Source organism: Nocardiopsis deserti (assembly GCF_008638355.1).
GTDB classification, from domain to species: domain Bacteria; phylum Actinomycetota; class Actinomycetes; order Streptosporangiales; family Streptosporangiaceae; genus Nocardiopsis; species Nocardiopsis alborubida.
Map to the genome: position 1 here is coordinate 13859 of NZ_VWVS01000035.1, position 26411 is coordinate 40269.

General features: G+C 73.3%; 26 protein-coding genes and 1 pseudogene. 22 read left to right on the plus strand and 5 right to left on the minus strand.

The window, feature by feature from the left end:
* The first annotated feature begins 300 nt into the window (after positions 1-300).
* The 4 genes from FYW99_RS30890 to FYW99_RS30905 all read left to right on the plus strand — a co-directional run bounded on the left by FYW99_RS30890 (position 301) and on the right by FYW99_RS30905 (position 3609).
* Positions 301-1452, plus strand: a complete 1152-nt coding sequence (locus FYW99_RS30890) for a sensor histidine kinase (RefSeq protein WP_150256020.1) — start codon at positions 301-303, stop codon at positions 1450-1452.
* Positions 1440-2120, plus strand: coding sequence for a response regulator (locus FYW99_RS30895; RefSeq protein ID WP_150256022.1), 681 nt, complete (start codon positions 1440-1442; stop codon positions 2118-2120). Before FYW99_RS30890 ends, FYW99_RS30895 begins: the two co-directional genes overlap by 13 nt.
* 66 nt (positions 2121-2186) lie before the next feature.
* Positions 2187-2558 carry a VOC family protein gene (locus FYW99_RS30900; protein ID WP_190394888.1) on the plus strand — a complete coding sequence of 124 codons (372 nt, stop codon included), beginning with the start codon at positions 2187-2189 and terminating at the stop codon, positions 2556-2558.
* Positions 2559-2802: 244 nt separating this feature from the next.
* On the plus strand, positions 2803-3609 hold the full coding sequence (locus tag FYW99_RS30905) for a hypothetical protein (protein ID WP_223839844.1): 807 nt from the start codon (positions 2803-2805) through the stop codon (positions 3607-3609).
* Positions 3610-3667: 58 nt separating this feature from the next.
* Here FYW99_RS30905 and FYW99_RS30910 read toward each other — a convergent pair whose 3' ends face one another.
* Complete coding sequence (locus FYW99_RS30910) at positions 3668-4285, minus strand: TetR/AcrR family transcriptional regulator (protein ID WP_150256025.1); 618 nt, start codon at positions 4283-4285, stop codon at positions 3668-3670.
* A gap of 209 nt (positions 4286-4494) precedes the next feature.
* Here FYW99_RS30910 and FYW99_RS30915 point away from each other — a divergent pair, with 209 nt between their 5' ends.
* From FYW99_RS30915 to FYW99_RS30935, 5 genes are all read left to right on the plus strand, one after another.
* The gene (locus FYW99_RS30915; RefSeq protein ID WP_223839846.1) at positions 4495-5658 is read left to right on the plus strand and encodes an MFS transporter; all 1164 of its coding nucleotides are present in this window, start codon (positions 4495-4497) and stop codon (positions 5656-5658) included.
* 246 nt (positions 5659-5904) lie between these two features.
* Complete coding sequence (locus FYW99_RS30920; protein ID WP_190394889.1) at positions 5905-6663, plus strand: AfsA-related hotdog domain-containing protein; 759 nt, start codon at positions 5905-5907, stop codon at positions 6661-6663.
* A gap of 77 nt (positions 6664-6740) precedes the next feature.
* Positions 6741-7583, plus strand: coding sequence for an HAD family hydrolase (locus FYW99_RS30925; RefSeq protein WP_223839854.1), 843 nt, complete (start codon positions 6741-6743; stop codon positions 7581-7583).
* A complete protein-coding gene (locus FYW99_RS30930) occupies positions 7580-8143 on the plus strand; it encodes a DUF2165 family protein (RefSeq protein WP_150256029.1) in 564 nt (187 codons plus the stop codon). Before FYW99_RS30925 ends, FYW99_RS30930 begins: the two co-directional genes overlap by 4 nt.
* 108 nt (positions 8144-8251) lie before the next feature.
* Positions 8252-9259, plus strand: coding sequence for a 3-oxoacyl-ACP synthase III family protein (locus tag FYW99_RS30935; protein WP_150256032.1), 1008 nt, complete (start codon positions 8252-8254; stop codon positions 9257-9259).
* A 109-nt stretch (positions 9260-9368) separates the two neighbouring features.
* Here the strand turns inward: FYW99_RS30935 and paaK are convergent, their stop codons facing one another.
* Positions 9369-10721 (minus strand): phenylacetate--CoA ligase PaaK, encoded by a 1353-nt coding sequence (gene paaK, locus FYW99_RS30940; RefSeq protein ID WP_150256034.1) that lies wholly within the window; start codon positions 10719-10721, stop codon positions 9369-9371.
* 244 nt (positions 10722-10965) lie between these two features.
* Here paaK and FYW99_RS30945 point away from each other — a divergent pair, with 244 nt between their 5' ends.
* The 11 genes from FYW99_RS30945 (at position 10966) to FYW99_RS30995 (ending at position 21845) form a co-directional block, all read left to right on the plus strand.
* A complete protein-coding gene (locus FYW99_RS30945; protein WP_150256036.1) occupies positions 10966-12201 on the plus strand; it encodes a thiolase family protein in 1236 nt (411 codons plus the stop codon).
* Positions 12202-12293: 92 nt separating this feature from the next.
* The gene (locus FYW99_RS30950; protein WP_150256080.1) at positions 12294-13016 is read left to right on the plus strand and encodes an enoyl-CoA hydratase/isomerase family protein; all 723 of its coding nucleotides are present in this window, start codon (positions 12294-12296) and stop codon (positions 13014-13016) included.
* On the plus strand, positions 13013-13903 hold the full coding sequence (locus FYW99_RS30955) for a 3-hydroxyacyl-CoA dehydrogenase family protein (RefSeq protein ID WP_150256040.1): 891 nt from the start codon (positions 13013-13015) through the stop codon (positions 13901-13903). The genes FYW99_RS30950 and FYW99_RS30955 overlap by 4 nt, the downstream gene beginning before the upstream one ends.
* Positions 13904-13907: 4 nt before the next feature.
* Positions 13908-14717 (plus strand): enoyl-CoA hydratase-related protein, encoded by an 810-nt coding sequence (locus FYW99_RS30960; RefSeq protein WP_150256042.1) that lies wholly within the window; start codon positions 13908-13910, stop codon positions 14715-14717.
* 98 nt (positions 14718-14815) lie between these two features.
* On the plus strand, positions 14816-15793 hold the full coding sequence (gene paaA / locus FYW99_RS30965; protein WP_150256044.1) for a 1,2-phenylacetyl-CoA epoxidase subunit PaaA: 978 nt from the start codon (positions 14816-14818) through the stop codon (positions 15791-15793).
* Positions 15790-16107, plus strand: coding sequence for a 1,2-phenylacetyl-CoA epoxidase subunit PaaB (paaB, locus tag FYW99_RS30970; RefSeq protein WP_017566758.1), 318 nt, complete (start codon positions 15790-15792; stop codon positions 16105-16107). Before paaA ends, paaB begins: the two co-directional genes overlap by 4 nt.
* A 43-nt stretch (positions 16108-16150) precedes the next feature.
* The gene (gene paaC, locus FYW99_RS30975; protein ID WP_150256046.1) at positions 16151-17029 is read left to right on the plus strand and encodes a 1,2-phenylacetyl-CoA epoxidase subunit PaaC; all 879 of its coding nucleotides are present in this window, start codon (positions 16151-16153) and stop codon (positions 17027-17029) included.
* The gene (gene paaD, locus FYW99_RS30980) at positions 17023-17544 is read left to right on the plus strand and encodes a 1,2-phenylacetyl-CoA epoxidase subunit PaaD (protein WP_150256048.1); all 522 of its coding nucleotides are present in this window, start codon (positions 17023-17025) and stop codon (positions 17542-17544) included. The genes paaC and paaD overlap by 7 nt, the downstream gene beginning before the upstream one ends.
* A 2-nt stretch (positions 17545-17546) precedes the next feature.
* Complete coding sequence (gene paaE, locus FYW99_RS30985; RefSeq protein WP_150256051.1) at positions 17547-18650, plus strand: 1,2-phenylacetyl-CoA epoxidase subunit PaaE; 1104 nt, start codon at positions 17547-17549, stop codon at positions 18648-18650.
* Positions 18647-19054 (plus strand): hydroxyphenylacetyl-CoA thioesterase PaaI, encoded by a 408-nt coding sequence (paaI, locus tag FYW99_RS30990; protein ID WP_150256053.1) that lies wholly within the window; start codon positions 18647-18649, stop codon positions 19052-19054. Before paaE ends, paaI begins: the two co-directional genes overlap by 4 nt.
* 568 nt (positions 19055-19622) lie before the next feature.
* The gene (locus tag FYW99_RS30995; protein WP_150256055.1) at positions 19623-21845 is read left to right on the plus strand and encodes a serine/threonine-protein kinase; all 2223 of its coding nucleotides are present in this window, start codon (positions 19623-19625) and stop codon (positions 21843-21845) included.
* Positions 21846-21990: 145 nt separating this feature from the next.
* Here the strand turns inward: FYW99_RS30995 and FYW99_RS31000 are convergent, their stop codons facing one another.
* Together FYW99_RS31000 and FYW99_RS31005 are read right to left on the minus strand one after the other, a co-directional pair.
* Positions 21991-23193, minus strand: a complete 1203-nt coding sequence (locus FYW99_RS31000) for an MFS transporter (RefSeq protein ID WP_150256057.1) — start codon at positions 23191-23193, stop codon at positions 21991-21993.
* A gap of 278 nt (positions 23194-23471) precedes the next feature.
* Positions 23472-24491, minus strand: coding sequence for a LacI family DNA-binding transcriptional regulator (locus tag FYW99_RS31005; protein ID WP_150256059.1), 1020 nt, complete (start codon positions 24489-24491; stop codon positions 23472-23474).
* Positions 24492-25174: 683 nt separating this feature from the next.
* Between FYW99_RS31005 and FYW99_RS31015 the strand changes: the two genes are divergently transcribed.
* Positions 25175-25549, plus strand: a complete 375-nt coding sequence (locus FYW99_RS31015; RefSeq protein WP_150256063.1) for an ADP-ribosylation/crystallin J1 — start codon at positions 25175-25177, stop codon at positions 25547-25549.
* A gap of 281 nt (positions 25550-25830) precedes the next feature.
* On the opposite strand, the gene FYW99_RS32050 is transcribed toward FYW99_RS31015, so the two are convergent.
* Positions 25831-25989 (minus strand): hypothetical protein, encoded by a 159-nt coding sequence (locus tag FYW99_RS32050; protein WP_190394890.1) that lies wholly within the window; start codon positions 25987-25989, stop codon positions 25831-25833.
* Positions 25990-26257: 268 nt separating this feature from the next.
* Between FYW99_RS32050 and FYW99_RS31020 the strand changes: the two are divergent.
* Positions 26258-26411, plus strand: a pseudogene (locus FYW99_RS31020) (LLM class flavin-dependent oxidoreductase); the annotation flags it as partial.

Genomic DNA, 26411 nt, shown 5'->3' on the forward strand with positions numbered 1-26411 from the left:
CGTCGTGGACGTGCCCGGGACGTGTCCCCGGGCAGCACGGACCACGCTAGGCAGGGGTGTGCGGCGGGCGGCAGTGTCCCCGGTGCCGGGCCCGCCGGCTCCGGGCCAGGACGGGCTCGACCGGGGGCGGGGAGGACGTGGACCCGGGTGCCAGCGGGGTGGCCGGAGGCGCCGGGCGGGGTGGACGCGGGTACTGGCGGGGTGGCCGGAGGTACCGTTCCGGGCGGACCCCGGTACCCGTTCCGCGCTGGGGTCACCGTCCCGGGAGACCCCGGTGAACAGCGGCTATACCGTGGATCCGTGCGGATTCTCGGCAGCCTCCTCCCCTGGTCGACCGTGGCGTTCGTCGTCCTCGCGGCCGTCGACTCCTACCTCGGCAACATGATCACCGTCCCCTGGCCCCTGCTGGCGGCCGACGCCGTGCTGGGGAGCGTGCTCGTCACGGGGAGCCGCTGGTGGAGCGCCAGCGGCTGGGGCCGGTGGCTGGTCGCCGCGGCACCGGCCGTGTCCACCGCCTCCGTCGGCCCGGCCGCGCTCGTGGTCGCCCGCGAGGCGTCGGGGAGGCGGTGGCGGACGGCCGCGCCCCTGTGCGGGGTCCTCGCCGCTGCCCTGGTCGCGGGCCTGCACAACCCCTGGACCCCCGTGGAGCCGATCCGGCCCCTGTGGGTCGAACTGCTGCTCGTGGCCGTGGCCGTCGCCGCCCTGGCCGCGGCGTCGGCCTACCGGGGCGCCCGCGCCGACCTGGTCCGCGTGCTGCGGGAACGGGCGCTGGCCGCCGAGCGGGAGCAGCGCTTCCGCGTGGAGAACGCCAGGATGGAGGAGCGCGACCGCATCGCCCGGGAGATGCACGACGTCCTCGCGCACCGGCTCACGCTCATCTCGCTGAACGCCTCCGCGCTCGCCCGCCGCCCCGACCTCGAAGCCGCCGACCGCGACGCCCTCGCCGAGGAGATCCTCACCACCACCCGCCAGTCGCTCGCGGAGGTCCGCGGCATCCTGTCCGACCTGCGTTCGGGGCAGGACGAGGACGCGGACCGGCCCCAGCCCACCTTCGACGGGCTCGGTCGGCTCCTGGAGGAGAACCGCAGGGCCGGAATGCGGCTGGAGGTGCGCGACGAGGTGAGCGGACGCCTCCCGGCGCCCGCGAACACCGGCCGCCACGCCTACCGCATCGTCCAGGAGGCCCTCACCAACGCCCGCAAGCACGGAGCTCCCGGACCGGTGCGCGTGCGCATCGCCGCCGACGGGGCCGACGCGGTCCTCATCGAGGTCCGCAACCCCGTGCGTGGACGCCCGCCCGCCGCGAACGCGGGGGAGGGGGAGCCGGTTCCGGGCGCCGGTGTCGGGCTCGTGGGGCTGGCCGAACGCGCCGCCATCTGCGGCGGCTCCCTGCTCTGGGGCCGGACGGGGGACCACTTCGAACTGAGGGTGCGCCTACCATGGTCGCCGTGAGCGAACCCGTACGAGTGGTGGTCGTCGACGACGACCCGATGGTCCGGCGCGGCCTGCGCCTGCTCCTGGGAGGCGGAGCGGTCGAGGTGGTCGCGGAGGCCGGTGACGGTGAGGAGGCGGTGCGGGTCGTCGCCGAGCACGCCCCCGACGTGGTCCTCATGGACCTGCGCATGCCCGGGACCGACGGGGTCGCTGCGACCGAGCGCATCCGGAGCGCTCCCGGCGCGCCGCCCGTGCTCGTGCTCACCACACTGGACTCCGACCGGGCGCTGGTGCGCGCCCTGCGCGCGGGCGCGAGCGGCTTCCTGCTCAAGGACGCGCCCCCGGACGAACTCGTCGAGGGCGTCCTCGCGGTCCACAGGCGGCGCCCGCACCTGGCCGACTCGGCCACGCGCCGGCTCATCGAACTGGCCGTCGGCGGCGGGGACGACGAGGTGCGCGACCGGGCACGGGAACGCGTGGCCGCGCTCTCCGACCGCGAGCGCGAGGTGGCCTCGGCCGTCAGCCGGGGCCTGTCCAACACCGAGATCGCCGAGGACCTGTTCATGAGTGTGAGCAACGTCAAGGCGGTCGTGGGCCGGGTGATGGCCAAGCTGGACGCGCCGAACCGGGTGCTCGTCGCCAACACGGTGCGCGACGCGCGCCTGGAGGACGGCCGCGCGGGGTAGGGCCAGCGCCCCGGCGCGTCGCCTCTGTCCGGGCGGGATGTCGGTGCCCGCCCGTAGGCTGCGGGCATGGGAAGCCGTATCTGTGTGATCGCCATCGACGCGGTCGACGCTGGGACCGTGGCCGTGTTCTGGAGCCGTGTGCTGGACTGGCCGATCGTGGAGGAGGCCGAGGACGGGTTCAGCCTCGCCCCGCACGAGGGGGCGGACCTGGGGGTCGACGTGTTCGCCGTGCCCGAGCGCAAGAGCGTCAAGAACCGCCTGCACCTGGACCTGCGCGTCACGGACGGACTGACGGTGGCCCAGGAGTTGGAGAGGCTCCTGGGGCTGGGCGCGGTGAAGGTGGACGTGGGACAGCCCGAGGACGCCAGGTGGACGGTGCTGGCCGACCCCGAGGGCAACGAGTTCTGCCTGCTGCACGGACAGGGCGCGTCTTCCTGACCGAGCCCCCGGGAGCGGGGGCATGTCGCCGCGCTGACGTCCGTTCCCGGAAGGAAGGTGCTTTCCGGAGCCTGACCCGCGCCGCGCACCGCGCGGCGGGCTCCTCCCCGCGGGCCGACGCGCAATATTGACAACCAACTGGTTGGTTGGTTCTATGGTGGTGCCCTCGCGTCGAGACCGGGACCTCCGGGTCGGTGGGGTGCGCTCCGGTTCGCCTCGGCGCGGTGCGAGAGGAGTGACGACCATGGCGACACGACGACGTACGGCCGGGTCCACCCGGACGCGGCCCCTGCTGCTCGGTGCTTCCACCATGGCACTCGCGGCTGTGCTCGGCTCGTCGATCTGGGCTTACGCCGATGACAGGAGCGGTGCGGCGCCGGACCCGGCTGACCACGCACCGCGAACCGCCGAGGAGAACGGTATGGACATGACGGTGGACGCGAACAGCGGCGGGGACGTGCTGTCCTCCCTAGGGGAGGAGCTCGGCCTCACGCCTCCCTCCGGCTGGTACGAGGTCGACGTCCGCGTCGGGAACCATGACGGCGAACGGGTGACGGTCACCCGCCACCAGCCCACGGAGGAGGTCCGCCTCGGAGGGCCGCACGTCTCCGTCGTCAGGGGCGAGGACGGCCGCGTCGTCGGCTACACCGCACTGGACCCGGACGTGGACAACGACCCGCGGGACCTGCCGGACGCGGAGCAGGCGCGCCAGGCCGCCTACAGCTGGTTGGGGCGGCTCGACGACGACTACCTCCAGGGCCTGAGCGAGCAGTGGGTGGACCGCCATGACGAGACGGTCGTGGACGAGGACGGGCGCGAGCACGTCATCCCCGGCGTCAAGGTCAAGACCCGCCACGAGGACGGGCGTTACGCGTGGGTCATCGTCGGAGCCGACTCGCGGGTGGTGACCTTCGAGCGCGACGTCACCTGGGACACGGCGGCTCAGCGGCGAGCCACGCAGATGTGGCTGCACGACGCCTGGATCGCCGCGCTGGAGGGAAGCGGTGAACAGCCGCCTCCGCCCGCCGCGCTGGCCGACGGCGCCGTGTGAACGGGCCGGGTGGGCGGCGGACCTGAGTCCCTTCCCCGACCAGGGCCGCCGACAACAATCAGACGGTTCCGTCCGCACTGGTGTCCGGTGCGGACGGAACCGTTCGCGTGGCGCTTCGCACGAACTCGACGATGTGGTCCCGCAGGCGCTCCTGGGCCTCGTCCCCGTGGGCGTCCGGGCCCACGATCAGCCGGGCGAGCTGGGGTGTGATCTGCGGCCACGCGGCCAGACCGATGAGGCTCAGCAGCAGGTGCCGTGTGTCGAGCGAGAGCGGCGTGCCGAGCTGTCGCGCGAGGGAGGAGAGCTTGGCCTCGTACAGGAGCGCCCGGCTCTCCTCGTCCGGAAGCGGTTGCTCACCGTAGTGCAGGGACTCCCACAGCAGGAGCCTGAGCAGCTCGGGCCTGGTCCTGTGGTAGTCGAACACGCGCGCCACGTAGGAAGCCGGGTCCGTGTCCTCGTCGAGCGCCACGACCTGGGACAACTCGTCCAGTGCGTCGCCCACCACGTGCTGGAAGAGCTGCTCCTTGTCGCCGAAGTTCGCGTAGATCCGCTGTTTGTTGACCCCGGCCCGTTCGGCGATGCGGTCCACGCGCGCACCCGCGATCCCGTACGCGGCGAACTCCGTTCGCGCGGCCTTGAGCAGGAGTGCGCGAGTTGTTTCCGTTCTCTTGGTCATGGCGACATGGTAACGCAATACCAACCAGTTGGTTGCATTGGGTGGCGAAACGCTTTCCTGGCGCAGTGTGTGAGGCAAGGTACATGGCCGGAACCGGACTGGGGTGATTCCTTTTCCATCTTGACAACCAACTGGTTGGTTTACATAGTGGGAGTATGGCATCGATAAAAACGGAGGGCGCCGTGGGCGGCCCTCCGACTTCTGCGCGCATGTCTTTTGCGATAACCGTCACCGCGCTTTCTCTGGCGGGAATGCTGGTGGTCGGTCAGCTCTACACCGTCATTCCTCTCTTCGCCCTCATGGCCGCCGACTGGGGGAGCGGTTCCACCTCGGTCGCGTGGACGGCCACCGCCTTCGCGATCGCCTACGCCACCGGCTTCCTGTTCGCCGGGCCGGCCGCCGACCGCTTCGGCCCCCGCCGCATGATCGTCGTCGGCCTCGCGGCCACCGCCGTGGTCACCGCCGCGGTCCCCCTCGCCTCGTCGCTGGGGGCGGCACTCGTCCTGCGCGCGGTCCAGGGGCTCGTGGCCGCGACCTTCGCCCCCTCCGCCTTCGCCTATATCGCCACCCGTGTCGACCCGCACCGCCGTGTCACCGCCATCACCTGGCTGACCAGTTCCTTCCTCGCCGCGGCGGTCCTGGGGCAGCTCGCGGCACAGGGCATCGGGCAGGCGCTCGGCTGGGAGCCGGTCTTCCTCGTCGGCGGCGCCGCGCTCGCCCTGGGAGCGGTCGGGCTGCGGCTGGTCCTGCGCGCGGACGAGGCCGCCGGAGGGGCGACCGTGGCGGACGCCTTCACCGCCATGGCCGGGCTTGTGGGCAACGGGAGGCTCCTGCTGCTCTACGGAGCCACGCTGACGGTCCTCACGGGCTTCGTGGGCGTCTACAGCGGTTTGCAGGTCGCGGGGCCTTCGGCGCTCGCCGGTGACGAGGGCGCCCTGCTGGCCCTGCGAGCCAGCGCCCTCCCGGCGATGCTGGCCATCCCGCTGCTGACCCCCTGGTTGGCGAGGATCGCACCGGAGCGGCGGATCGCCCTCTCCCTCGGGGCCGCCGCCCTGCTGGCGGTCGTCTGTGCCTTCCTCGGCGGGGGTGTGGCCATCGGCGTGTGCCTCTTCGTCTTCGTCGCCGGTATCGCCGTGGCGGCCCCCGGTCTCGTCCAGGCCATCGGAGCGAGGGCGGGTGCCGCGCGCGGCAGCGCCGTCGCGCTCTACACCTTCTTCCTCTTCGTCGGCGCCGGGCTCGGCCCGCAGTTGGCCACCGCTCTCACCGGGTTCGGCTTCCCCGCGGTGTCGCTGGCCGCCGCCGCGATCCTGGGCGCCGGGGCGTTGCTGGCCCTGGGGTCGACGGTCCGCTCCGGGGGCGCGCGCCAGCTCTGAGAAAGGGACCGGTCGCGGTCCGCGCGCCCGCACGCGACCGGTCCCGGCCGCCCCACCCGCGTCCCCTTCCGGGCCAGCCCGGACCCAGGATCGCCCCGACTTTTTCCCTGCCGTTTTCCGGACGTGCGCCCTTCCTTTTCTCAGTTGGCCTTTCGTCTGCGTGAGAAAAGGGGGGACATCCGAATGAATTCAAAGATCAGAAAGGTGTGTGCGATGTCCAGTCAGATCGTTTCTACCCTCTGTGTTGTGGGAGACAGGTTCGCCGGATTCGCGGTGCATGAGCGGGTCCGGACCCTCAGCGCGTTCCTGGGCGCGCTGAGGGCGGGGGCCTACGACGACGTCCCCGGTCCGGTGACCCTCAGAGGAGGCCAGGGCATCGGCGAGTACGAGTGGGAGCACATCCGCGTCGTGCTCAGACGCCGCGGCCTGGAGGAGCGCGTCCTCCTCCAGGAACACCCTCCCCGCCTCGCCGAGCGGTCCGAGGCGCACAAGCACCGCGAGGAGAACGTGCTGATCGCCGACCTCGGTCGCCATGACGACCAGATCTTCCACGCGGCCCTGCGCCTGCACCAGAACAATGAGCTGCTGCTCGACCACCAGACCGGCCAGCACACCCAGGGCATGGTCGTGGTCGAGGCGACGCGCCAGATGTTCCTCGCCGTCACCGAGCGGTACTACACGCACCGCTGGCCCGAGCGCCACTACTACTTCGTGGTCAACTCCCTGGCGACCACGTTCGAGAACTTCCTCTTCCCGGTCGACGCGCGCATCCGCTACCTCATCCAGTCCGCCGAGCTGTCCGACCCCGCGCGACTGGAGTTCACCGCACGTGTGGACATCGAGCAGGGCGGTCGCCGCGCGGCGCGCTCCGAGGTCGCCTTCACCGCCTTCGACACCGCCGTACTGAAGGGGGTCGAGCACCGCCGCGCCGAACGGGCCCTCGACCACATGCTCGCGAGCACGCCCGAGCGGCAGACCGGGCACGCCGCCGCGTCCCTGGCCTGAGGCCTCCCGCGCAGGACCACCACCGGACCGTCCGGTCCACAGTCACCCGTGAACACCTGACACAGGAAGGAAACGCCGTGTTGGAGAGCCGATCGCGGTACAGACCCCGCTACGGGGCCTTCTTCGACGTCGACGAGACCCTGATCTCGGACAAGAGCATGTTCAGCTTCCTGGCCTTCTACCTGCGTGAGCGCGGTGAACCGCCGTCGGTCTACGACCGTCTGGCGGGCGAACTGCGCGGGCGGGCACGGCAGGGCACACCCCGCGAGGACGTCAACCGTGCCTACTACCGCCTCTACCGGGGGGAGGCCCGGGCCACGGTCGCCGCGAGCGGCAGGCGCTGGTTCGCCGAACGGCTCCGGGACCCCGGCTTCCTGCACACCCGCGCCGTGGACGAACTCGACCGCCACCGCGCCGCCGGTGCGGACACCGTCCTCCTCTCGGGTTCCTTCTTCGCCTGTCTGGACCCGGTGGCCGAGGCGCTCGGGGCGACCGCGGCCCTGGGGAGCGAACCGGTGGTGCGCGGCGGCCTGTTCACCGGAGAGGTCACACGCACCATGATCGGCCGGGCCAAAGGCGAGGCGGCCGCGGAGTACGCCGCCTCCCGCGGCCTCTCCCTCCCGGACAGCCACGGCTACGGGGACCACATCAGCGACCTCGCGCTGTTGGAGGCCGTCGGGCACCCGCACGTCGTCGCCGGCGACCCGGACCTTCGCGCGCACGCGGTCGCGCGTGGATGGCCCGTGCTGGAGACCCGTTCGACGCCGCGCTCCCACGGCGGCGCCTCGTCCGCGCACGTTCCCCTCCGCCACGGAGACGAGTGCCGCTGCGGCTGCGCGCTCGCGCGCTGGTCGACGGGGACCGACACCCACACCGACCCGGATTCCGCCGGGCGGCCCACACCTACGGGAGTTCGATGATGGTACAGACAAGACGCGGGTCCGACACCGGTGCCCGTTCGGCGCGCGCGGGTACGGGGTTGCTCTATCCCCAGACCCTGGTCCTGGGCGGTATGGCCGCCTGGTTGAGCCTGATCATGCTCAACAACGTCACCGACAGCGGAACCAACACCGCACTCATCGGGCAGGTCCTGACGATGGAGGGGCTGATCGCCGACCCGGTTCGCGGCAACGGGCTCGTCGGCCGGGCGCTCCCCGCGAGCCTGGCCGCCCCGGCGCTCTACGCGGTCATCGCCTACCAGGTGCTCAGCGTGGTGCTGTTGTGGGCGGCGACCGTGGCGCACGTGCGTCTGTGGTTCGGACGCGGGGACGGCACCCGCGCGACCCTCCTGGGCAACATCGCGCTCTGCGCCCTGGCGGGACTGGCCCTGATGTTCCTCGTGGGCGGGCTGTGGTTCGGGTACTGGATTGCGATGCCCGCGGTTCAGCAGGTGCACTTCACCCTGCTCATCATCGCCATCGGCGCGATGGTCCTGGTCAATCTGCCCCGCGCTGTTCCCCCTTCCGGGAACGGGGCCTGACAGGGAGGGCGCGGCCGGGCCACCGTCCGGCCCGGCCGCGCCCGGGACCACCGCCCGTACCGGGCGGATCCGCCCCTCCCGCAACACCTGACGACTTACGGAGAGCACATGGAACACACCAGAACCCGGCAGCCTGGGCCGATCGGCGTGATCGGCACAGGCTCACACCTCCCCTCGCGGGAGGTCGGCAACACCGAGGTGGGCGCCCCGGCGGGGGTCGACGACGCCTGGATCATCCGCAAGACCGGTATCCGGAGCCGAAGATGGGCCGACCCCGGGGAGGCCACCTCCGATCTGGCCGTGAAGGCGGGACGCGCGGCGCTGGAGCGGGCGGGGGTCAGTCCGGTGGACCTGTCCTTCGTCGTCGTCGCCACCTCCACCCCGGACTCCCCCCAGCCGCCCACGGCGACCGCCGTCGCCGAGGGGATCGGCGCCACACCGGACACGGCGGCGTTCGACATCAACGCGGTGTGCAGCGGATTCGTCTTCGCGCTGTCGGTGGTGCAGCGCGCGCTCAGCGCGTCGGGGGACGGCTACGCTCTGGTGATCGGAGCTGACGTGTACTCCCGGATACTCGATCCGGCCGACCGCAGGACGGTGGTGCTGTTCGGTGACGGAGCGGGCGCGGCGGTACTCGGGCCGGTGCCCCGCGGGCGGGGAGTGATCGCCACGAGGCTCAGCAGTTCGGGGGCCCACCGGGACCTCATCCGTGTCCCGGCGGGCGGAAGCCGCCTTCCGGCCAGTGAGGCGACCCTCGCCAACGGAGAGCACTACTTCAAAATGGACGGCCGCGGTGTGCGCGACTTCGTCAGCGAGCACGTCCCTCCCGCCGTACGCGCGTTCCTCAAGGACGTCGACGTGCCTGAGGCCGACATCGCCCACCTGGTCCCGCACCAGGCCAACGGGCACATGATCGAGGGCCTCGCACGGGAGCTGGGTCTGGCCGCGGCTCGGGTGCACACGACCGTGCACGAGTACGGGAACACGGGGGCCGCCTCCATCCCCATCACCCTGGACGCGGCCGTCCGTTCGGGCGAGGTGCGCTCCGGCGACACGCTCCTGTTGACCGGGTTCGGCGGCGGAATGGCCAGCGGGTTGGCGCTCATGCGTTGGTGACCGGCCTGACACGGCCGGTCGGCCCGGGGACGACCCGCGCACATGACACGGCCGCCGCGGAGTCCTCCCATCCGCCCCGCGGCGGCCGTGCGTCATCCGCGCCCCGCTACTACTCCTTGGGGCGCTGGTCGATGATGCGGCGGAACTTGCCCACCGAGCGTTCGATCTGCTCGGGGTCGACCACGTCCACGGTCACGCTCACACCGACCCTGTCCTTGACCGTCGCCACGATCTGCCTGCTCAGGGTCACGCGCCGTTCGGCGGTGCAGTCCGGGGCCGCCTCGATGCGCACCGCCATGCGGTCCAGGCGCCCCTCCTTGGTCAGCACCAGCTGGAAGTGCGGGGCCAGCCCGTCCAGGCCCAGCACGATCTCCTCGATCTGGGTCGGGAAGACGTTCACGCCGCGCAGGATGATCATGTCGTCGCTGCGGCCGGTCACCTTGTCCATGCGCCGCATGGGCCGGGCCGTGCCCGGGCGCAGCGTGGTCAGGTCGCGGGTGCGGTAGCGGATCACCGGCATGGCCTGCTTGGTCAGCGAGGTGAAGACCAGTTCGCCGTTCGAGCCGTCGGGCAGCACGTCCTGGGTGACGGGGTCGAGCACCTCGGGGTAGAAGTGGTCCTCCCACACGTGCAGGCCGTCCTTGGTCTCCACGCACTCGTTGGCCACGCCCGGCCCCATGACCTCCGACAGGCCGTAGATGTCCACGGCGTGGATGTCGAAGCGCTCCTCGATCTCGGTGCGCATCTTCTCGGTCCAGGGCTCGGCGCCGAAGATCCCGAGCTTGAGCGAGGTCGTACGCGGGTCGATTCCCTGATGCTCGAACTCGTCCATCAGTGTCAGCATGTAGCTGGGGGTGACCATGATGATGTCGGGCTCGAAGTCCTGGATGAGCTGGACCTGCTTGGCCGTCTGCCCGCCCGAGGCCGGGATGACCGTGCAGCCGAGCCTCTCGGCGCCGTAGTGGGCGCCCAGTCCGCCGGTGAAGAGCCCGTAGCCGTAGGAGACGTGCACCTTGTGCCCGGGGCGCCCGCCCGCGGCGCGGATGGAGCGGGCCACCACCTCGGCCCAGGTGTCGATGTCCTCGCGGGTGTAGCCCACGACGGTGGGGCGGCCGGTGGTCCCGCTGGAGGCGTGGATGCGGCTGACCCTCTCCTGGGGGACGGCGAACATCCCGAAGGGGTAGTTGTCGCGCAGGTCGGCCTTGGTGGTGTGCGGGAAGTGGCGCAGGTCCGCCAGTTCCCGCAGGTCCTCGGGACGCACCCCGGCCTCGTCGAACTTGCGGCGGTACAGGGGCACGTTGGCGTAGGCGTGCTCCAGGGTCCACCGAAGGCGCTCGAGTTGCAGGGCGCGCAGCTCGTCGACACTCATGCGCTCGGCCGGATCCAGGATCTCGGGCGCGGGTGCCCGTCCCAGACGGGCGGTGGCTCCGGCCGACAGCGTGGTGGTGTCGTGGCTTGCCATGGGCCTCTCCGTGTACTGTGCGCGGGACCCGCCGGGACGCGTGCGCCCGGGTGGGGCGGGCGGGTGGGCGCGCGGATCTCGTGGCGGCGCGGTCCGTCGCGGATCGGACCGACTTGCTTACTGACCGAACGTTCGGTTACTAATGCATTAACGCAGTCTCCGGGCAGCCGTGTCAAGGAGAGGTGTCGATGATTTCACAGGCGACGGTGGCCCCGACCACCGTCTTTACCACGGGAGGCCGCACGTGAGCGAGGTCTACTTGGTCGACGGGGTGCGAACCCCGCAGGGCCGCTACGGCGGCGCCCTGGCGGCGGTGCGCCCCGACGACCTGGCGGCCACGGCCGTCGCCGAGGCGGTCCGCCGCGCGGGCGTGCCCGGCGAGGCCGTGGACGAGGTCATCCTGGGCGCCGCCAACCAGGCGGGCGAGGACAACCGCAACGTCGCGCGCATGGCGGCGCTGCTGGCCGGACTCGACCCCAGCGTGCCCGGCTACACCGTCAACCGGCTGTGCGCCAGCGGCCTGACCGCCGTCGCCTCCGCCGCGCAGGCCATCCGCGCGGGCGAGGCCGACGTGGTGGTCGCGGGAGGCGTGGAGTCCATGACCCGCGCCCCCTGGGTGATGGCCAAACCCGGAACCCCCTGGGCCAAGCCGGGCGAGGTCGCCGACACCTCCCTGGGCTGGCGCTTCACCAACCCGCGCTTCGCGGCGGCCGACGCCGAGGCGCCCGCCGACGCGGGCCCCGACGACCTGCGCTACACCCTGTCCATGGGCGAGACCGCAGAGGAGGTCGCGCTCCTGGAGGGGCTCACCCGCGAGGAGTGCGACGCCTTCGCGCTGCGCAGCCACGAGCGCGCGGTCGCCGCCGCCGAGGCGGGCCGCTTCGACGCCGAGACCGTCCCGGTCACCGTGCGCGGGCGCAAGGGCCAGACCAGCGAGGTCACCGCCGACGAGGGCCCGCGCCCCGGCTCCGGCATGGAGAGCCTGGCGAAGCTGCGCCCGGTCTTCCGCGAGGGCGGCATCGTCACCGCGGGCAACTCCTCCTCCCTCTCCGACGGCGCCTCCGCACTGGTGCTGGCCGGTGCCGAGGCCGTGCGCCGCTACGGCCTGACCCCCCGCGCCCGTGTGGTCGCCTCCGCCTCGGCCGGGGTGGACCCGCAGGTCATGGGCCTGGGGCCGGTCCCGGCCACCCGCAAGGTGCTCGGCCGCGCCGGCTGGGACCTGGACGGGGTCGGCGCCGTGGAGCTCAACGAGGCCTTCGCCGCCCAGTCCCTGGCCGTGATGCGCCAGCTCAAGCTGGACGAGGAGCGCGTCAACGCCGACGGCGGCGCCATCGCGCTGGGCCACCCGCTGGGCAGCTCCGGCGCCCGCATCCTGGTCACCCTGCTCAACCGCATGGAGCGCGAGGACGCCGCCCGTGGCCTGGCCACCCTGTGCGTGGGCGTGGGCCAGGGAGTCGCACTGCTGGTGGAGCGCCCGTGAGCGAGAACGGCGGCACCGGGCAGCACACCGCCCGGCACCGGAACACCGACGACAGCGGCACCGGACGCCGGGCCGCCGGGGACTTCACCACCCTGGACGTGGAGTGGCGCGAGGACCGCGTGGTGGTCCAGCTCCACCGCCCCGAGGCCCGCAACGCCATCAACGCGACGATGATCGCCGAACTGCACCGGGTGTGCGAGCGGATCGAGGCCGAGCCCAGGCCCCTGCTCCTGACCGGGCGCGGCACCGTGTTCGCGGGCGGCGCCGACATCTCCGAGCTGCGCGAACGCGGCCGCGAGGAGGCGCTGGCCGGGATCAACAGCCGCCTGTTCGAGCGCCTGCACCGCCTCCGGGCGCCCACCGTGGCGGCGGTGGACGGCTACGCCCTGGGCGGCGGCGCCGAGCTGTCCTACGCCTGCGACATCCGCATCGCCACCCCCACCGCCGTGTTCGCCCAGCCCGAGCCGGGCCTGGGCATCATCGCGGGGGCGGGCGCGTGCTGGCGGCTGAGGGAGCTGGTCGGCGCCTCGGTGGCCAAGCAGGTGCTGCTGGGCGGCTACCGCCTGGACGCCGAGGCCGCGCTGCGCCACGGCCTGGTCGCCGAGGTCGTGCCCTCCGAGGAACTGCGCGGGCGCGCCCACGCCCTGATCGACCGCATGGCCGCCTCCTCCGCGCTGGCCCTGCGCATGACCAAGATGGTCCTGGACGCCGACGGGCCCCACCCGCTCGCCGACGACCTGACGCAGGCCGTGCTGTTCGAGAGCGCGGACAAGCACGAGCGCATGACCCGTTTCCTGGAGAGGAAGAAGCGTTGAGCACCACCGAGCCGGGGAGCGCCGCGCAGGACGTTCCCGCCACCGTCGCCGTCGTCGGCGGCGGCACCATGGGCGCCGGGATCGTCCAGCAGTTCCTCACCGTCGGCGCCAGCGTGGTGCTGGTCGAGGCCACCGCCGAGGCGGCCGAGGCCGGTCGCGCCCGCGTGGCGGCCGGGCTGGACAGGGCCCGTCAGCGCGGCAGGGTCGACGCCGAACCCGCCGCCTACCTGGACCAGCTGCGCACGGTCACCACCCCCGCCGACATCCCGGCCGACGCCGGGCTGGTCGTGGAGGCCGTGCCGGAGCGGCCCGAGCTGAAGATCGCCGTGCTCACCGCCGCCGAGGCCGCCGTGGGCGAGGACACCGTCCTGGCCTCCAACACCAGCTCGCTGTCGGTCACCGAGCTGGCCGCCGCCCTCAAGCGCCCCGCGCGCTTCCTGGGCACCCACTTCTTCAACCCCGTCCCCGCCTCCAGGCTCGTGGAGCTGGTCGTGGCCCCCGAGACCGACGGGGCCGTCCTGGCCTCGGCCCGCGCCTGGGTCGCCGCCCTGGGCAAGACGGAGGTCGTGGTCCGCGACGCGCCCGGGTTCGCCACCAGCCGCCTGGGCGTCATGCTGGGCCTGGAGGCCATCCGCATGGTCGAGGAGGGCGTGGCCTCGCCCGCCGACATCGACACCGCCATGGAGCTGGGCTACCGCCACCCCATGGGGCCGCTGCGCCTGACCGACCTGGTGGGGCTGGACGTGCGCCTGGCCATCGCCGAGTACCTGGCCGCCGAACTGGGGGACCGGTTCGCGCCTCCGGAGCTGCTGCGCCGTATGGTCGCCGAGGGAAAGCTGGGCCGCAAGAGCGGCCAGGGCTTCCACACCTGGGACGAGGGAGAGTAGAGCGTTGAGCGAGGACACGGCGGCCGGACAGGCATCCGGGGCGGCGGAGTTCACCGAGGCCGACGGGCTGGCCACGGTGCGGCTGAACACGCCCGCCCTGACCCGGCGGGTCAAGGAGGAGCTGCTGGCGGCGCTGCGCCAGGCGGCGGAGTCCACCACCGCCCGCGCGGTGCTGCTGCTGGGTTCGGACCGGGCCTTCTGCGTGGGCCAGGACCTGGCCGAGCACGCGCGGATCCTGGAGGAGCGACCCCAGGACGCGCTGGACACCGTGCGCGAGCACTACAACCGCATCGTGCTGGCCCTGGAGGACGTCCAGGTGCCGGTCGTGGTCGGCGTCGGCGGTGCCTGCGTGGGCGCGGGGCTGGGCTTCGCCCTGGCCGGAGACGTGCGGATCGCGGCCCGCCGTGCCAAGTTCGGCACCGCCTTCACCGGCATCGGCCTGGCCTCGGACTCCGGGCTGGCCTCGCGCCTGGTGACCTCGCTGGGCCAGGCGCGGGCGATGGAGCTGATGCTGCTGGGCACGGTCGTGGGCGCCGAGCGCGCCCTGGAGCTGGGCCTGGTCACCGAGGTCGTGGACGACGACGCCTGGGAGGCGCGCGCCCGCGAGGTGGCCACGGGTCTGGCAGCCGGGCCCACCAGCGCCTTCGTCGCGGCCAAGCACGAGGTGCGCGCGGCCGCCACCGGCGGGCGCGAGCTGCCCGAGCTGCTGGAGGAGGAGGCCGACCTCCAGAACCAGCTGGGGCGGACCGCCGACCACGTCGGAGCGGTCCGCGCCTTCCTGGCCAAGGAGAGGCCGACCTTCACCGGAAGCTGAGCTGGTACTTTCCCCGCCCGGCGGACTTGCCCGGGCGGGGAAATCCGGGGATACTAATTACTGACCGAACGTTCGGTTATGAATGGGGGTAGAAGCCAGTGAGTACCCAGACGGCCCGGGAGGCGCCTTCGGGCACCGACCCGGACTTCCAGGCCGAGTTCGACGCCAGGATCGCCGCCGACCAGCGCATCGAACCGCGCGACTGGATGCCCGAGGGCTACCGCAGGACGCTCGTGCGCCAGGTCTCCCAGCACGCGCACTCGGAGATCATCGGCATGCAGCCTGAGGGCGACTGGATCGCCTCCGCGCCGAGCCTTCGGCGCAAGGCCATCCTGCTGGCCAAGGTCCAGGACGAGGCCGGGCACGGGCTGTACCTGTACGCCGCCGCCGAGACCCTGGGCGTGGACCGCGCCGACCTGACCGAGCGCCTCATCGAGGGCCGCCAGAAGTACTCCTCGATCTTCAACTACCCGTCGCTGACCTTCGCCGACGTGGGCGTCATCGGCTGGCTCGTGGACGGCGCCGCGATCTGCAACCAGGTCCCGCTGTGCCGCAGCTCCTTCGGCCCCTACGCCCGCGCCATGGTGCGCATCTGCAAGGAGGAGTCCTTCCACCAGCGCCAGGGCTACGAACTGCTCATGCGCATGATGGAGGGCACCCCCCAGCAGCGGGCGATGGTCCAAGACGCCGTCGACCGCTGGTGGTGGCCGTCGCTGATGATGTTCGGCCCGCCCGACGCCGACTCGCCCAACACCCGGCAGTCCATGGCCTGGGGCATCAAGCGCGACACCAACGACGACCTGCGCCAGAAGTTCGTGGACATGACCGTCCCCCAGGCCGAGAAACTCGGCGTCACCCTGCCCGACCCCGAGCTGGTCTGGAACGAGGAGCGCGGCCACCACGACTTCGGCGAGCCCGACTGGGTGGAGTTCAAGCAGGTCGTCTCCGGCGCCGGACCCAAGAACGCCGAGCGCGTCCAGCGCCGCCGGGCCGCGCACGAGAAGGGCGCGTGGGTCCGCGAGGCCGCCACCGCCTACGCCCGCAAGCACAGCAGCCCCGAGGAGGCCGCGGTATGAGCAACGACAGCACGGCCGGTTCCGGGGCGGCCCGCCCCGAGTGGCCGCTCTACGAGGTCTTCGTGCGCGGCAAGCGCGGCCTCAACCACGTCCACGTGGGCTCGCTGCACGCCCCCGACGACCACATGGCCCTGCACAACGCCCGCAACCTCTACACCCGCCGCAACGAGGGCGTGAGCATCTGGGTGGTGCGCGCCGAGCACATCGCCGCCTCCAGCCCCGACGAGAAGGACCCCTACTTCGCGCCCAGCGGGGACAAGGTCTACCGCCACCCGACGTTCTACCCCATCCCCGAGGACGTCCCGCACATCTAGAGCGGCGGCACGACCGGCGCACACGAGGCCAAAGGAAACGACATTGAGCGGCGACCACATCTACTCGGCCCTGAGCGAGGAGCACGGCGGTGACACCCGCTGGGCCTTCGGCACCGGCTTCACCGACGCCCTCGCCGGGGTGGACACCACCCTGCCCGAGGGGGTCGACGGAGCCGACCTGGCGCTGTACTGCCAGATGCTCGGCGACGACGCGCTCGTCCAGGCCCAGCGGCTCGTCCACTGGGTGACCGACGCCCCCGAGCTGGAGGAGGAGGTCGCGCTGGCCAACATCGCCCTGGACCTGCTCGGCCAGGCCCGCCTGCTGCTGGCCCGCGCCGGGCAGGCCGACGGCACCGGACGCGACGAGGACGCCTTCGCCTACCGGCGCGGCCCCGCCGAGTTCCGCAACGTCCACCTGGCCGAGGCGCCCCGCGGCGACTTCGCCCGCGCCGTCCTCACCCTGCTGACGCTCTCCAGCGCGCGCCTGGCCGTGTTCACCCGCCTGGCCGACAGCCGCGACCCCGTGCTGGCCGCCGTCGCCGCCAAGGCCGTCAACGAGCTGGCCTACCACCGCGAGTACGCGGTCTCCTGGGCCCTGCGCCTGGGCGACGGCACCCCCTACTCCCGCGAGCGCATGACCGCCGCCGTCGCCGGGGTGTGGCCGCTCACCGGCGAGCTGTTCGCCACCCACCCCGTCGAGGCCCGCATGGCCCGGCAGGGCGTGGGCGTGGACCCGGCCACCGTGCGCGAGGAGGTGCACGCCGTCCTGGCCCGGGTGCTCACCACCGCCACCCTGGACGCCCCCGGGCCCTTCCCCGCGCCGGTCCTGGCCGGACGCCGGGGACAGCACACCGCCGAACTGGCCCCCCTGCTGGACGAACTCCAGAGGGTGGCCCGCGAGCACCCGGAGGCGACATGGTGACCACCACACGGGAGCGCGACCGCGAACGCGCCGAGCGCGCCGCCGCCGCGGTCACCGACCCCGAACTGCCCATGCTCACCCTCGCCGACCTGGGCATCCTGCGCAGGGTGGAAGTCGGGGGCGACGGGACGGCCGCGGTGTGGATCACCCCCACCTACTCGGGCTGCCCGGCCCTGGCCGAGATGCGCGCGGACGTGGACCGCGCCGTGCGCGCCGCCGGGTTCGACCGGGTGGAGGTGCGCACCGAGCTCTCCCCGCCCTGGACCACCGACTGGATCACCGCCGAGGGCAGGCGCAAGCTCGCCGAGCACGGCATCTCCCCGCCGGGCAGCGCGCCCGCGCGGGCCGTCGGACCGGTGCCGCTGGCCCTGCTGCCCACCCGCACCGCCCCGCGCTGCCCGCTGTGCGGGTCCGGCCGGACCGAGGAGCTGTCCCGCTTCGGCGCGACCTCCTGCAAGTCCCTGCACCGCTGCCGGTCCTGCCTCGAACCGTTCGAGCACGTCAAGGAGATCTGACCGTGACCACACCCGTCACCGAGACCGCCCCCGCGGCCGCGCGCCGCCGGGGCGCGTTCCACCGGCTGCGCGTGGCCGCCGTCGAGCGCCTGTGCGACGACGCCGTCGCCGTCACCTTCGACGTCCCCGACCACCTGGCCGAGGAGTACGCGTTCGCCCCCGGGCAGTCGCTGACCCTGCGCCGCGAGGTGGACGGCGTGGAGGAGCGCCGCAGCTACTCCGTGTGCGCCCCCGTCGGCCAGGCGCCCCGTGTGGGCGTGCGCCTGGTCTCGGGCGGCCTGTTCTCCAGCTGGCTGGTCAACGAGGTCCGCCCCGGCGACGAGGTGGAGGTGGGCGCGCCCACCGGCCGCTTCGTCCCCGACCTGGACACCGCGGCCCGCCACGTGATGGTCGCCGCCGGATCGGGCATCACCCCGGTGCTGTCCATGGCCTCCTCGCTGCTGCGCCGCACCGACTCCCGCGTCACCCTGCTCTACGGCAACCGCCGCAGCGACACGGTGATGTTCGCCGACGAGATCGCCGACCTCAAGGACGCGTTCGGAGCGCGCTTCGAGCTGGTGCACGTGCTCTCCCGCGAGCCGCGCGAGGCCGAGCTGTTCACCGGTCGCCTGGACGGCGCCAAGCTGGAGGCGCTGTTGGACACGGTCGTGGCCGCCGACGCCGTCGACCACTGGTGGCTGTGCGGACCGTACGGCATGGTCACCGACGCCCAGGAGGTGCTGGCGGGCAGGGGCGTGCCGGGGGAGCGGGTCCACCAGGAGCTGTTCTTCGTGGAGGGCGCCGAGCCGCCGCCCCAGGCGCGCCACGAGGAGCCCGGGGTGGAGGGGCCCGCCAGCGAGGTGACCCTCGTGCTGGACGGGCGCACCACCACCCTGACGCTGCCGCGCGGGGTGCCCGTGCTGGACGCGGCGCAGCGCTACCGTCCCGACCTGCCCTTCGCCTGCAAGGGCGGGGTGTGCGGCACCTGCCGGGTGAAGGTGTGCGAGGGCGGGGTGCGGATGCTGCGCAACTACGCGCTCACCGAGGCCGAGGTGGAGGCGGGGTACGCGCTCTCGTGTCAGGCGCTGCCCGAGACCGACGCCGTGACCGTGGACTACGACGCGTGAGCGCGCGCAACGAGACCGCCTGGCGGATGTTCGAGGCGGACATGGCGTCCAAGAACCTGGGGATGCGCCTGGTCGAGGCCAGCGACGGACTGGCGGTCGTGGAGATGACCGTGGGGCCGCTGATGCTCAACGGGCACGGGATCGCCCACGGCGGGTTCGTGTTCACCCTGGCCGACACCGCGTTCGCGTGCGCGTGCAACGTGGAGGGGGGAGAGGTGACCGTGGCCTCCGGGGCGGACGTGACCTTCGTGGCCCCGGCGAAGGAGGGCGACGTGCTGGTGGCCACCGCCCGGGAGCGGGCGCTGTTCGGCCGCAGCGGCCTGTACGACGTCACGGTCCGCCGGGGCGAGGAGGTCGTCGCCGAGTTCCGGGGGCGCAGCCGCACGCTGCCCCGGCGCGGCTAGGTTCTGTTTTTTGAACCGGCCTCAGCTTGTGGGGGGTTGGTTCGGGCGCCCACGGGGTTCTGGAGGTGGTGGAGGCGGGTTTCCGTGGGAGAACCGCGCCGTAGGCGTCCGTTGAGGGTGGTGGCGGGCGACGGGTGGGCACGAGCGAACCCGCCGGAGACACCGAAGGTTCCCGTGCTTCGGGCGCCCGAACACGGGCCGAAGCGAAGCGGAGGTCCCAAAAAACACTGTCTAGCAGCCGGGACGAGGGCACGAGGGCCGGGACCGCGGGGGTCCCGGCTCCTCCGCCGTGATCTGGTACTTATAGCGAGGCTCGACCGTCGAACCTCGCTATAAGTACAAGATCACCGCAGGTCAGGTCCCTTGTGTCACACCAGTAACGGTTCCGGCTAGTCCGCTGGCAGCCGGGACCGCGGGGGCCCGGGACCGGCTCCATCCGGGGCAGGAGGTCCTCGTCCGGGCCGAGCCTTCACCGCCGGGCAGGGGGCGCGAACACCCCGGGGCGATCGCGCGTCCCACGGGTGTACGGAGGACGCCGTCCTCCGCCGCGCCGCACCAGAAGGACCTCATGAACGTCACGCCCCCCGCCCCCGTCCCCCCGCCGCCCCGTGACACCGGCCTCCCACCCGGCCTCGGGCCCCTGGAGAAGGGCGACCCGCGAAGGCTCGGCCCCTACCGGATCGTGGGCCGGATCGGCGCGGGCGGCATGGGCGCCGTCTACGGCGGACTCGACGGTGACGGGAGGTGCGTGGCCGTCAAGACCGTGCACGCCCGGTTCGCGCGCGGGCGCGGCCACCGCGAGGCCTTCGCCCGCGAGGTGGACATGCTGGCCCGCGCCCGGGGCGTGAGCACCGCGCGCCTGCACGACGCCGACACCACCGCCCGTGTGCCCTGGCTCGCCTTCGACTACGTCCCCGGCCGGAACCTGCGCGCCCACGTGCGCGCCTTCGGCCCCCTGGAGGGGGAGATGCTGCGCGCGTTCGCGACGGGCACCGCCGAGGGCCTGGCCGCGCTGCACTCCGCCGGGATCGCGCACCGCGACATCAAACCCGGCAACGTCATCCTGTCCCCGGACGGGCCCAAGATCGTCGACTTCGGCATCGCCACCGCCGTCGGCACCCGGCGCGCGAACGACCGGGGCGCCTCCTACGGCACCCCCGGCTGGGTGGCGCCCGAACGCTACACCGGGGCCACCGCCGACCCGGCCGCCGACGTGTTCGCCTGGGGCGCCCTGGTGGCGCTCGCGGCCACCGGGCGCGACCCCTTCGGCCGCGGCGCCCCCGAGGAACTGCGCCAGCGGGTCACCGCCGGGCAGCACGACCTGGCGGGCGTCCCCGACGACGTCCTCCCCCTGGTGGAGGCCGCGCTGGCCACCGACCCCGCGCTGCGCCCCCGCGCGGTCGAGCTCATGCGGGCCCTGCTGCCCGAGCCCGAGGAGGTCGGCCTGAGCGGACGCGTCGGCGCGGTCCCGGCCGCCGAGACCCTGCGCGCCCTGCTGCGCGGCTACTGGCGGGGGATCGACTCCGCGGGGCACGACCCCGCCGGGTGGGCGGCCGCCGTGGGCATGCTCTCCGCGGTCGGGATCACCGGAGGCGTGCTCGGAGGTGCGGGGGCCGGGACGGGCGCGGGCGGGGCCGCAGGCGCCACCGGAACCACGGCGGCGGGAGCCACCGGCACGACCCTGAGCGCCCTGGCCGGGTCCAAGGTGGCTCTGGCCGGTGCGGGCGTGCTGGTCACCGCCGGGATCGCGACCGGCGGCTACGTGGTCTACGACCAGGTCAGCGGTGCTTCGGCGGAGGCCGTCACCGCCGCCGCGACCACCCTGGAGGAGGGCGGCGGGTTCGTGGTCGAGGTCGAGCGCCGCTTCAGCGACGCGCACGCCGAGGAGGTCGCCGCGCGGACCGGTCAGGCGGTCGAGGCGGTGCTGGAGGAGAGCACGGCCACCGTCGAGTACCGCTACGCGGCCGACCAGGACGTCTTCCTGGCGCGCGGGGAGATGATGGGGCAGGGGTCCGTCGCGGCCGCCGACAGCGGCGGGCGGCTGTACGTGTACGGTCCCGCCCTGGGGGAGAACGAGGCATCCGAACCGGTGGACCCCGCGTGGGAGGCCACCGCCGAGGACCTGGGGCCCGAGCTGGTCACCGGCCCCCTGCGCGCGATGGCGGAGTCGGAGGACCTGGAGGCGGGCGGCCCCGGGGAGGGGGCGGGCGGCGTGTACACCGGTTCGCTCGCGTCCCGGCTCGTGGTGGACGGCGAGGTGGTCGAGGAGGAGGCGCAGGGCCTGCTGGAGGTCGATGAGCAGGGCGACCCTGTGCGCATGGAGTACACCGGGGCCCTGTGGCGGGTGCGGGCCGACTTCACCGAGGTGGGCGGGTCCGTGGAGGTGGTCGACCCCCACCGGGGGGAGGAGTCCGGCGGCGAACGCCTGGAGGTGCTCCACGCGCCCGTCTGCGGGGAGTTCGAGTTCTACGAACGCGACTGGCGGGTGCGCGCGGACGCCTGGGAGATGTCGTGCGACCGCGCCATGGAGGTGGCGGGCCTGCTGGGCAGCGAGGGCGGACGTGCGGAGTTCGCCCTGGGGTACAGCGGCACCGGGGTGCGCACCTACTTCGTGGACCGCGAGCTGGCCTGTATAGGGGTGAGGGAGTTGATCCCGGGGCTGTCGGGAGCGGAGTCCCCCTGGTCGCTGCTCTCCTGCACGTCCGCCACCTCCCTCGGGGGGAGTGAGCCCGGCTGGGAGGAACTGGAGTTCGGGGACTCCGTCCTCATCCGGTTCGTCCGGGTGGAGTAGGCGGACGGACGGCCCGGACGGCGCGGCCCCCGTCAGGGGCCCGCGCCGCCGGAGACCCCGAGCGGGCTTCCGCCGCCCCGCCCCCGCCCCGAAGGCACGTCCCGCCGAAGGTCCCGGAACGGGGCTCCGGCCCGGTGTCCGGGCGTCAGCGCAGGACGCTGGGCTCCGGGGCCTCCACCGTCCGGTCGCCGCGGTCGCGCCGCCGCCCCGGGCGGTCCAGCACGCCCGCGAACACCGCGATGCCCAGGCCCACCACGGCCAGCACCGCGCCGATCGCGGCCGGGGAGGTGTACCCCAGGCCCGCGCTGATCCCGATACCGCCCAGCCAGGCCCCGGCGGCGTTGGCCAGGTTGAACGCCGAGTGGTTGGAGGCCGCCGCCATGGTCGGCGCCTCGGCGGCCTTGTTCATCACCAGCACCTGGAGCGGGGTGGCCACGCCGAACCCCACCGCGCCCAGGACCACCACCGTCGCCGCGGCCGTCCAGGGGTTGTGCACGGTCACCGTGAACACCACCAGCACCACCGCCAGGGCGGCGAGCGACCCGTAGATCGTCGGGCGCAGCGCCCGGTCGGCCAGGGGCCCCACGATCAGCGAGCCCAGGGTCATGCCGGTGCCGAACAGGGCCAGGACGATCGGCACGCCGGACGCGGACATGCCCGCCAGCTCCGTCATCATCGGCGAGACGTAGCTGTAGACGGCGAACACCCCGGCGAACCCGAAGACCGCCGTGACCAGGCCCAGGACGACCTGGGAGCGGCCCAGCTCGCGCACCTCGTGGCGCAGGCCCGTACCGGAGGCCGCGGGCTGCTGCGGCACGAACACCGCGATGCCGAGCACGGCGAGCAGGGCGAGCCCGGCCACGACCAGGAACGCCGCGTGCCAGCCCATCGCCTGGCCCAGGAAGGTGCCCGCGGGTACGCCGACGATGTTGGCCACGGTCAGGCCGAGGAACATCCGTGAGACACCCGTGGCCTGCCGTCCCGGACCGGCGAGGTGCGCCGCGACCAGCGAGCCCACCCCCAGGTAGGCGCCGTGGGGCAGCCCTGCCAGGACCCGTGAGGCGAACACCGCGCCGAAGGACGGGGCCAGGACGGTGGCGAGGTTGCCCGCGAGGAAGAGCCCCATGAAGACCAGCAGGGCCGTCTTGCGGGGCAGCCGCGTGCTCAGCGCGGTGAGCAGCGGGGCGCCGACCACCACGCCCAGGGCGTAGGCGGAGATGAGGTATCCGGCGGTCGGAACCGGGACGCCGAGGTCGGCGGCGACCTCGGGCAGCAGTCCCATGATCACGAACTCGGTGGTGCCGATGGCGAACGCGCCGACGGCGAGGGCGAGCAGGGCCAGAGGCATGGGTGGGTCCCCTTCGAAGGGTCGGTCGGGGTTCACGGGTGCCGGGCGCCGCGGATGTGGGGGTGGGCTTCCCGGGTCCGGCCGGGGCCGGATGGCAGCGGAGGATTTAGCACGTGCCAATTCCAGTGTCGGACTTTTCCTGACCTGTGCCAACCGTCCGCGCGTGTGATGTGCCTCTTAGCGGCGCACCCGCCATCGGGAACGCCGTGGGCCACCGGTCGCAGGCGCCCCCGGGCCGGGAGGCCTCCAGGGCGGGGGAGCGGTGCTGCCGCGGACCTTCAGCGCGGGGGAGCGGTGCTGCCGCGGACCGTCAGGGCGGGCTCCAGCAGCAGGTGCCTGCTCTCGGTGCGCCCGCCGTCCAGGCGTTCGGCCGCGGAACGGACCGCGAGCCGCGCCATGCGCGCCGCGTCCTGGCGCACCGACGTGAGCTGGAGGAAGGACAGCCGCGCGGTCCGGCTGTCGTCGTAGCCCACCACCGAGACGTCCCCGGGCACGCTCACCCCGGCGCGGACCAGGGTCGCCAGCAGCCCGAACGCGCACAGGTCGTTGGCCGCGACCACGGCCGTGGGCAGGGACTCCCGTGCCAGGAGCACCCGCGCCGCCCGCGCCCCCGCCTCCTCGGAGTAGTCGCCGGGCAGGACCTCGACGCGGTCGTCCAGGCCGTATCCGCGCATCGCCTCGGCGTAGCCCCGCGCGCGTTCACCGGACCCCGGCAGCCCGCCGCCGTCGACGTGCACGATGTCCCGGTGGCCCAGCTCCACCAGGTGTCCGACGGCCTGGCCCACGCCCACGGCGTCGGCCGTACCCACGCTGTCGGTCCCCTCCGCGCCGGTGCGCTGGCCGATCTCCACCACGGGAATCCGTTCGGCGACCCGCGCCAGGTCCGCGGGGGCCTCCGCGGACAGACCGATCAGGATCAGCGCCTCGCAGCGCAGCCCCACCAGCTCGTCGATCGCCTCGCGTTCGCTGCGGGTACTGGCCATCGCGCTCAGCACCACGCCGTACCCGAGTTCGGCGGTGGCCGGGTAGAGCTCCTCGACCAGGTGGGCGTCCATCGGGTACTCCAGGCCGAAGAGCACGCCCACCTGTCGGCTGCGCGCCCGGCGCAGCAGCCGTGCGGCGGTGTCGGCCCGGTACCCCAGTTCCTCGGCGGCGCGCAGGACCCGCTCCCGGGTCCGCGCGCTCGGGCCGGGGCGGTCGCCCAGCACCAGCGAGACCAGCTGTCGCGAGACCCCCAGGTGCGCCGCCACGTCGGCCATCGTCGGGTGCCGATGGGCGCCCGTCCCGTTCCCCGACATCTGCCTCCTCCGGTTCACGCCGCCGCCCGGCGCCCCTCCGCAGGGACGCCGCGCCTCATGGCCCGGCCGCCGACGCCTCTGGCCCGGCCGGGACCCACATTCTGGCACCGGCCGGTCGCCGCGCGGTCGGGGTGCTCACCGGCCGCGGGTGCCGGAGTCGCGGTAGGTAGCCCCGGCCGGCGCTCTGCTCGCTCTCGGTGGAGACCGACACCGACCCGCCGGTGGCGGCGATGCGCTGGCAGGAGTCCGGGGACGGGGAGGCGCCGGGCACGCCTTCGGCGTCGTCGGCGGGCGGGGGAGAGGGGCGAAGGACCCCGGACATGGCTGTGGCCCGCGTCCCCCAACGCGGGCCACAGCGGGCGCGGCCAGGATGCACTGAGTGCGGTCTGGCCGCTGGGAAGGCGGATGTAGCGACTGAGTACGTGCCGGAAACCCCCATTGCCGACACGAGCGCTGACATCCGCGCATGGATTGTGGTGTGCGCCTCACAGGACCTGCGGGTTGGGTGCGGGTGATGGGGATCGGGGTGCGGTCTGGGGCGCTTCATCTGTAAGAACGCTTCGTCTGTAAGAGGTGTTCCCGCTGGACGGAACGATTTTCGGCCCGTCCGGTAAAAAGCAGGTGCGGACTGTGCCTGCTCTTCCTAAGCTCCTGACCACGCCCTACCCAAGGAGGCGGTTCCCATGTCCGCGACCCTCACCCTGTGGCGGCCCACCGGGCCCGCGGAACTCGCTCTGCTCAGGGATTCGGGCTGGCGGGAGTGGCCGCCGCGCCTGCCTGAGCAGCCGATCTTCTACCCCGTGCTCAACGAGGACTACGCGGTGCGCATCGCCCACGAGTGGAACCTGCCACGCGACGGGGAGGGGCACGTCACACGGTTCCGCGTGGAAGCGGACTTCGCCTCCCGCTATCCGGTGCGGCAGGCCGGCGGGCGCACGATCCTGGAGCTGTGGGTGCCCGCCGAGGAGCTGACGGAGTTCAACGCCCACGTCGTCGGTCCGATCGAGCTGGTGCGCTCCTTCCTGCCCGAGCATCCCGAGGGCGTGGTCCCCGCCTGAGGGGAGCGTTCCCGGGCGGGGGTGTTGCCTCCGAACAGGAGCGGCGCCCCCGGGCAGGAGCGGTGTGCGCGGGTGATCGCCGGGGCGGTCGCTGCCTGAGGGGGCCCTCCAGCGCGGCGACGCGCGCCTACGCCGCCACCTCAGTCAGCCCGGGCACCCGTGTCACCTGAGTCGCCGGGGACACCCGGGCGGCGCCCCCGGCCCAGGGAAGGCCGTCCGGGCACGGCCGACCACGGGGTGGCCGCGCTCCTGACGGCCACCCCGGGGGTCCGCCCCGGAGCTCAGGCTCTGGGGTCGGTGACGACGAGCAGGTCGGGGTCCACGTCGGTGAGGGCGGTCATGACGTCGCCGAGGGCGTCGGCGAGCACCACGGGGTCGCGGTCGGTCCGGTCTCGGTCCTGGTGGGGAAGGCGGCGTCGGGGATCGAGGGTGATGGCCATGGGGCTGCGGGCGCGCGGGCCGGGGGTGTGCGCCCTCCTCCTTCGCGTGTTCAGCCGTTCCGGTCGCCGTGACGCCCGGTGACCGTGCCGTTGTCGGCTTTTCCAGGGATACCAGGGGAGAGTGACATTCGGTGGATACGGAGCGTGCCTGTGGATGAACGCGGGCCCACCGGGTGGCGCGCGGGGGAATGGGGGGCGGCATCGGGGCGTTCCGCGTGATAGTTTAATCGGAAACTACTTCTTTGGAAGATACCTAGGGGAGCGGGCCATGCAGTTCGGAATCTTCTCGGTGAGCGACGTGACCACCGACCCCACCACCGGCCGTACGCCGACCGAGGCCGAGCGCGTCAAGGCGATGGTGACCATCGCGCTCAAGGCCGAGGAGGTCGGCCTGGACGTCTTCGCCACCGGAGAGCACCACA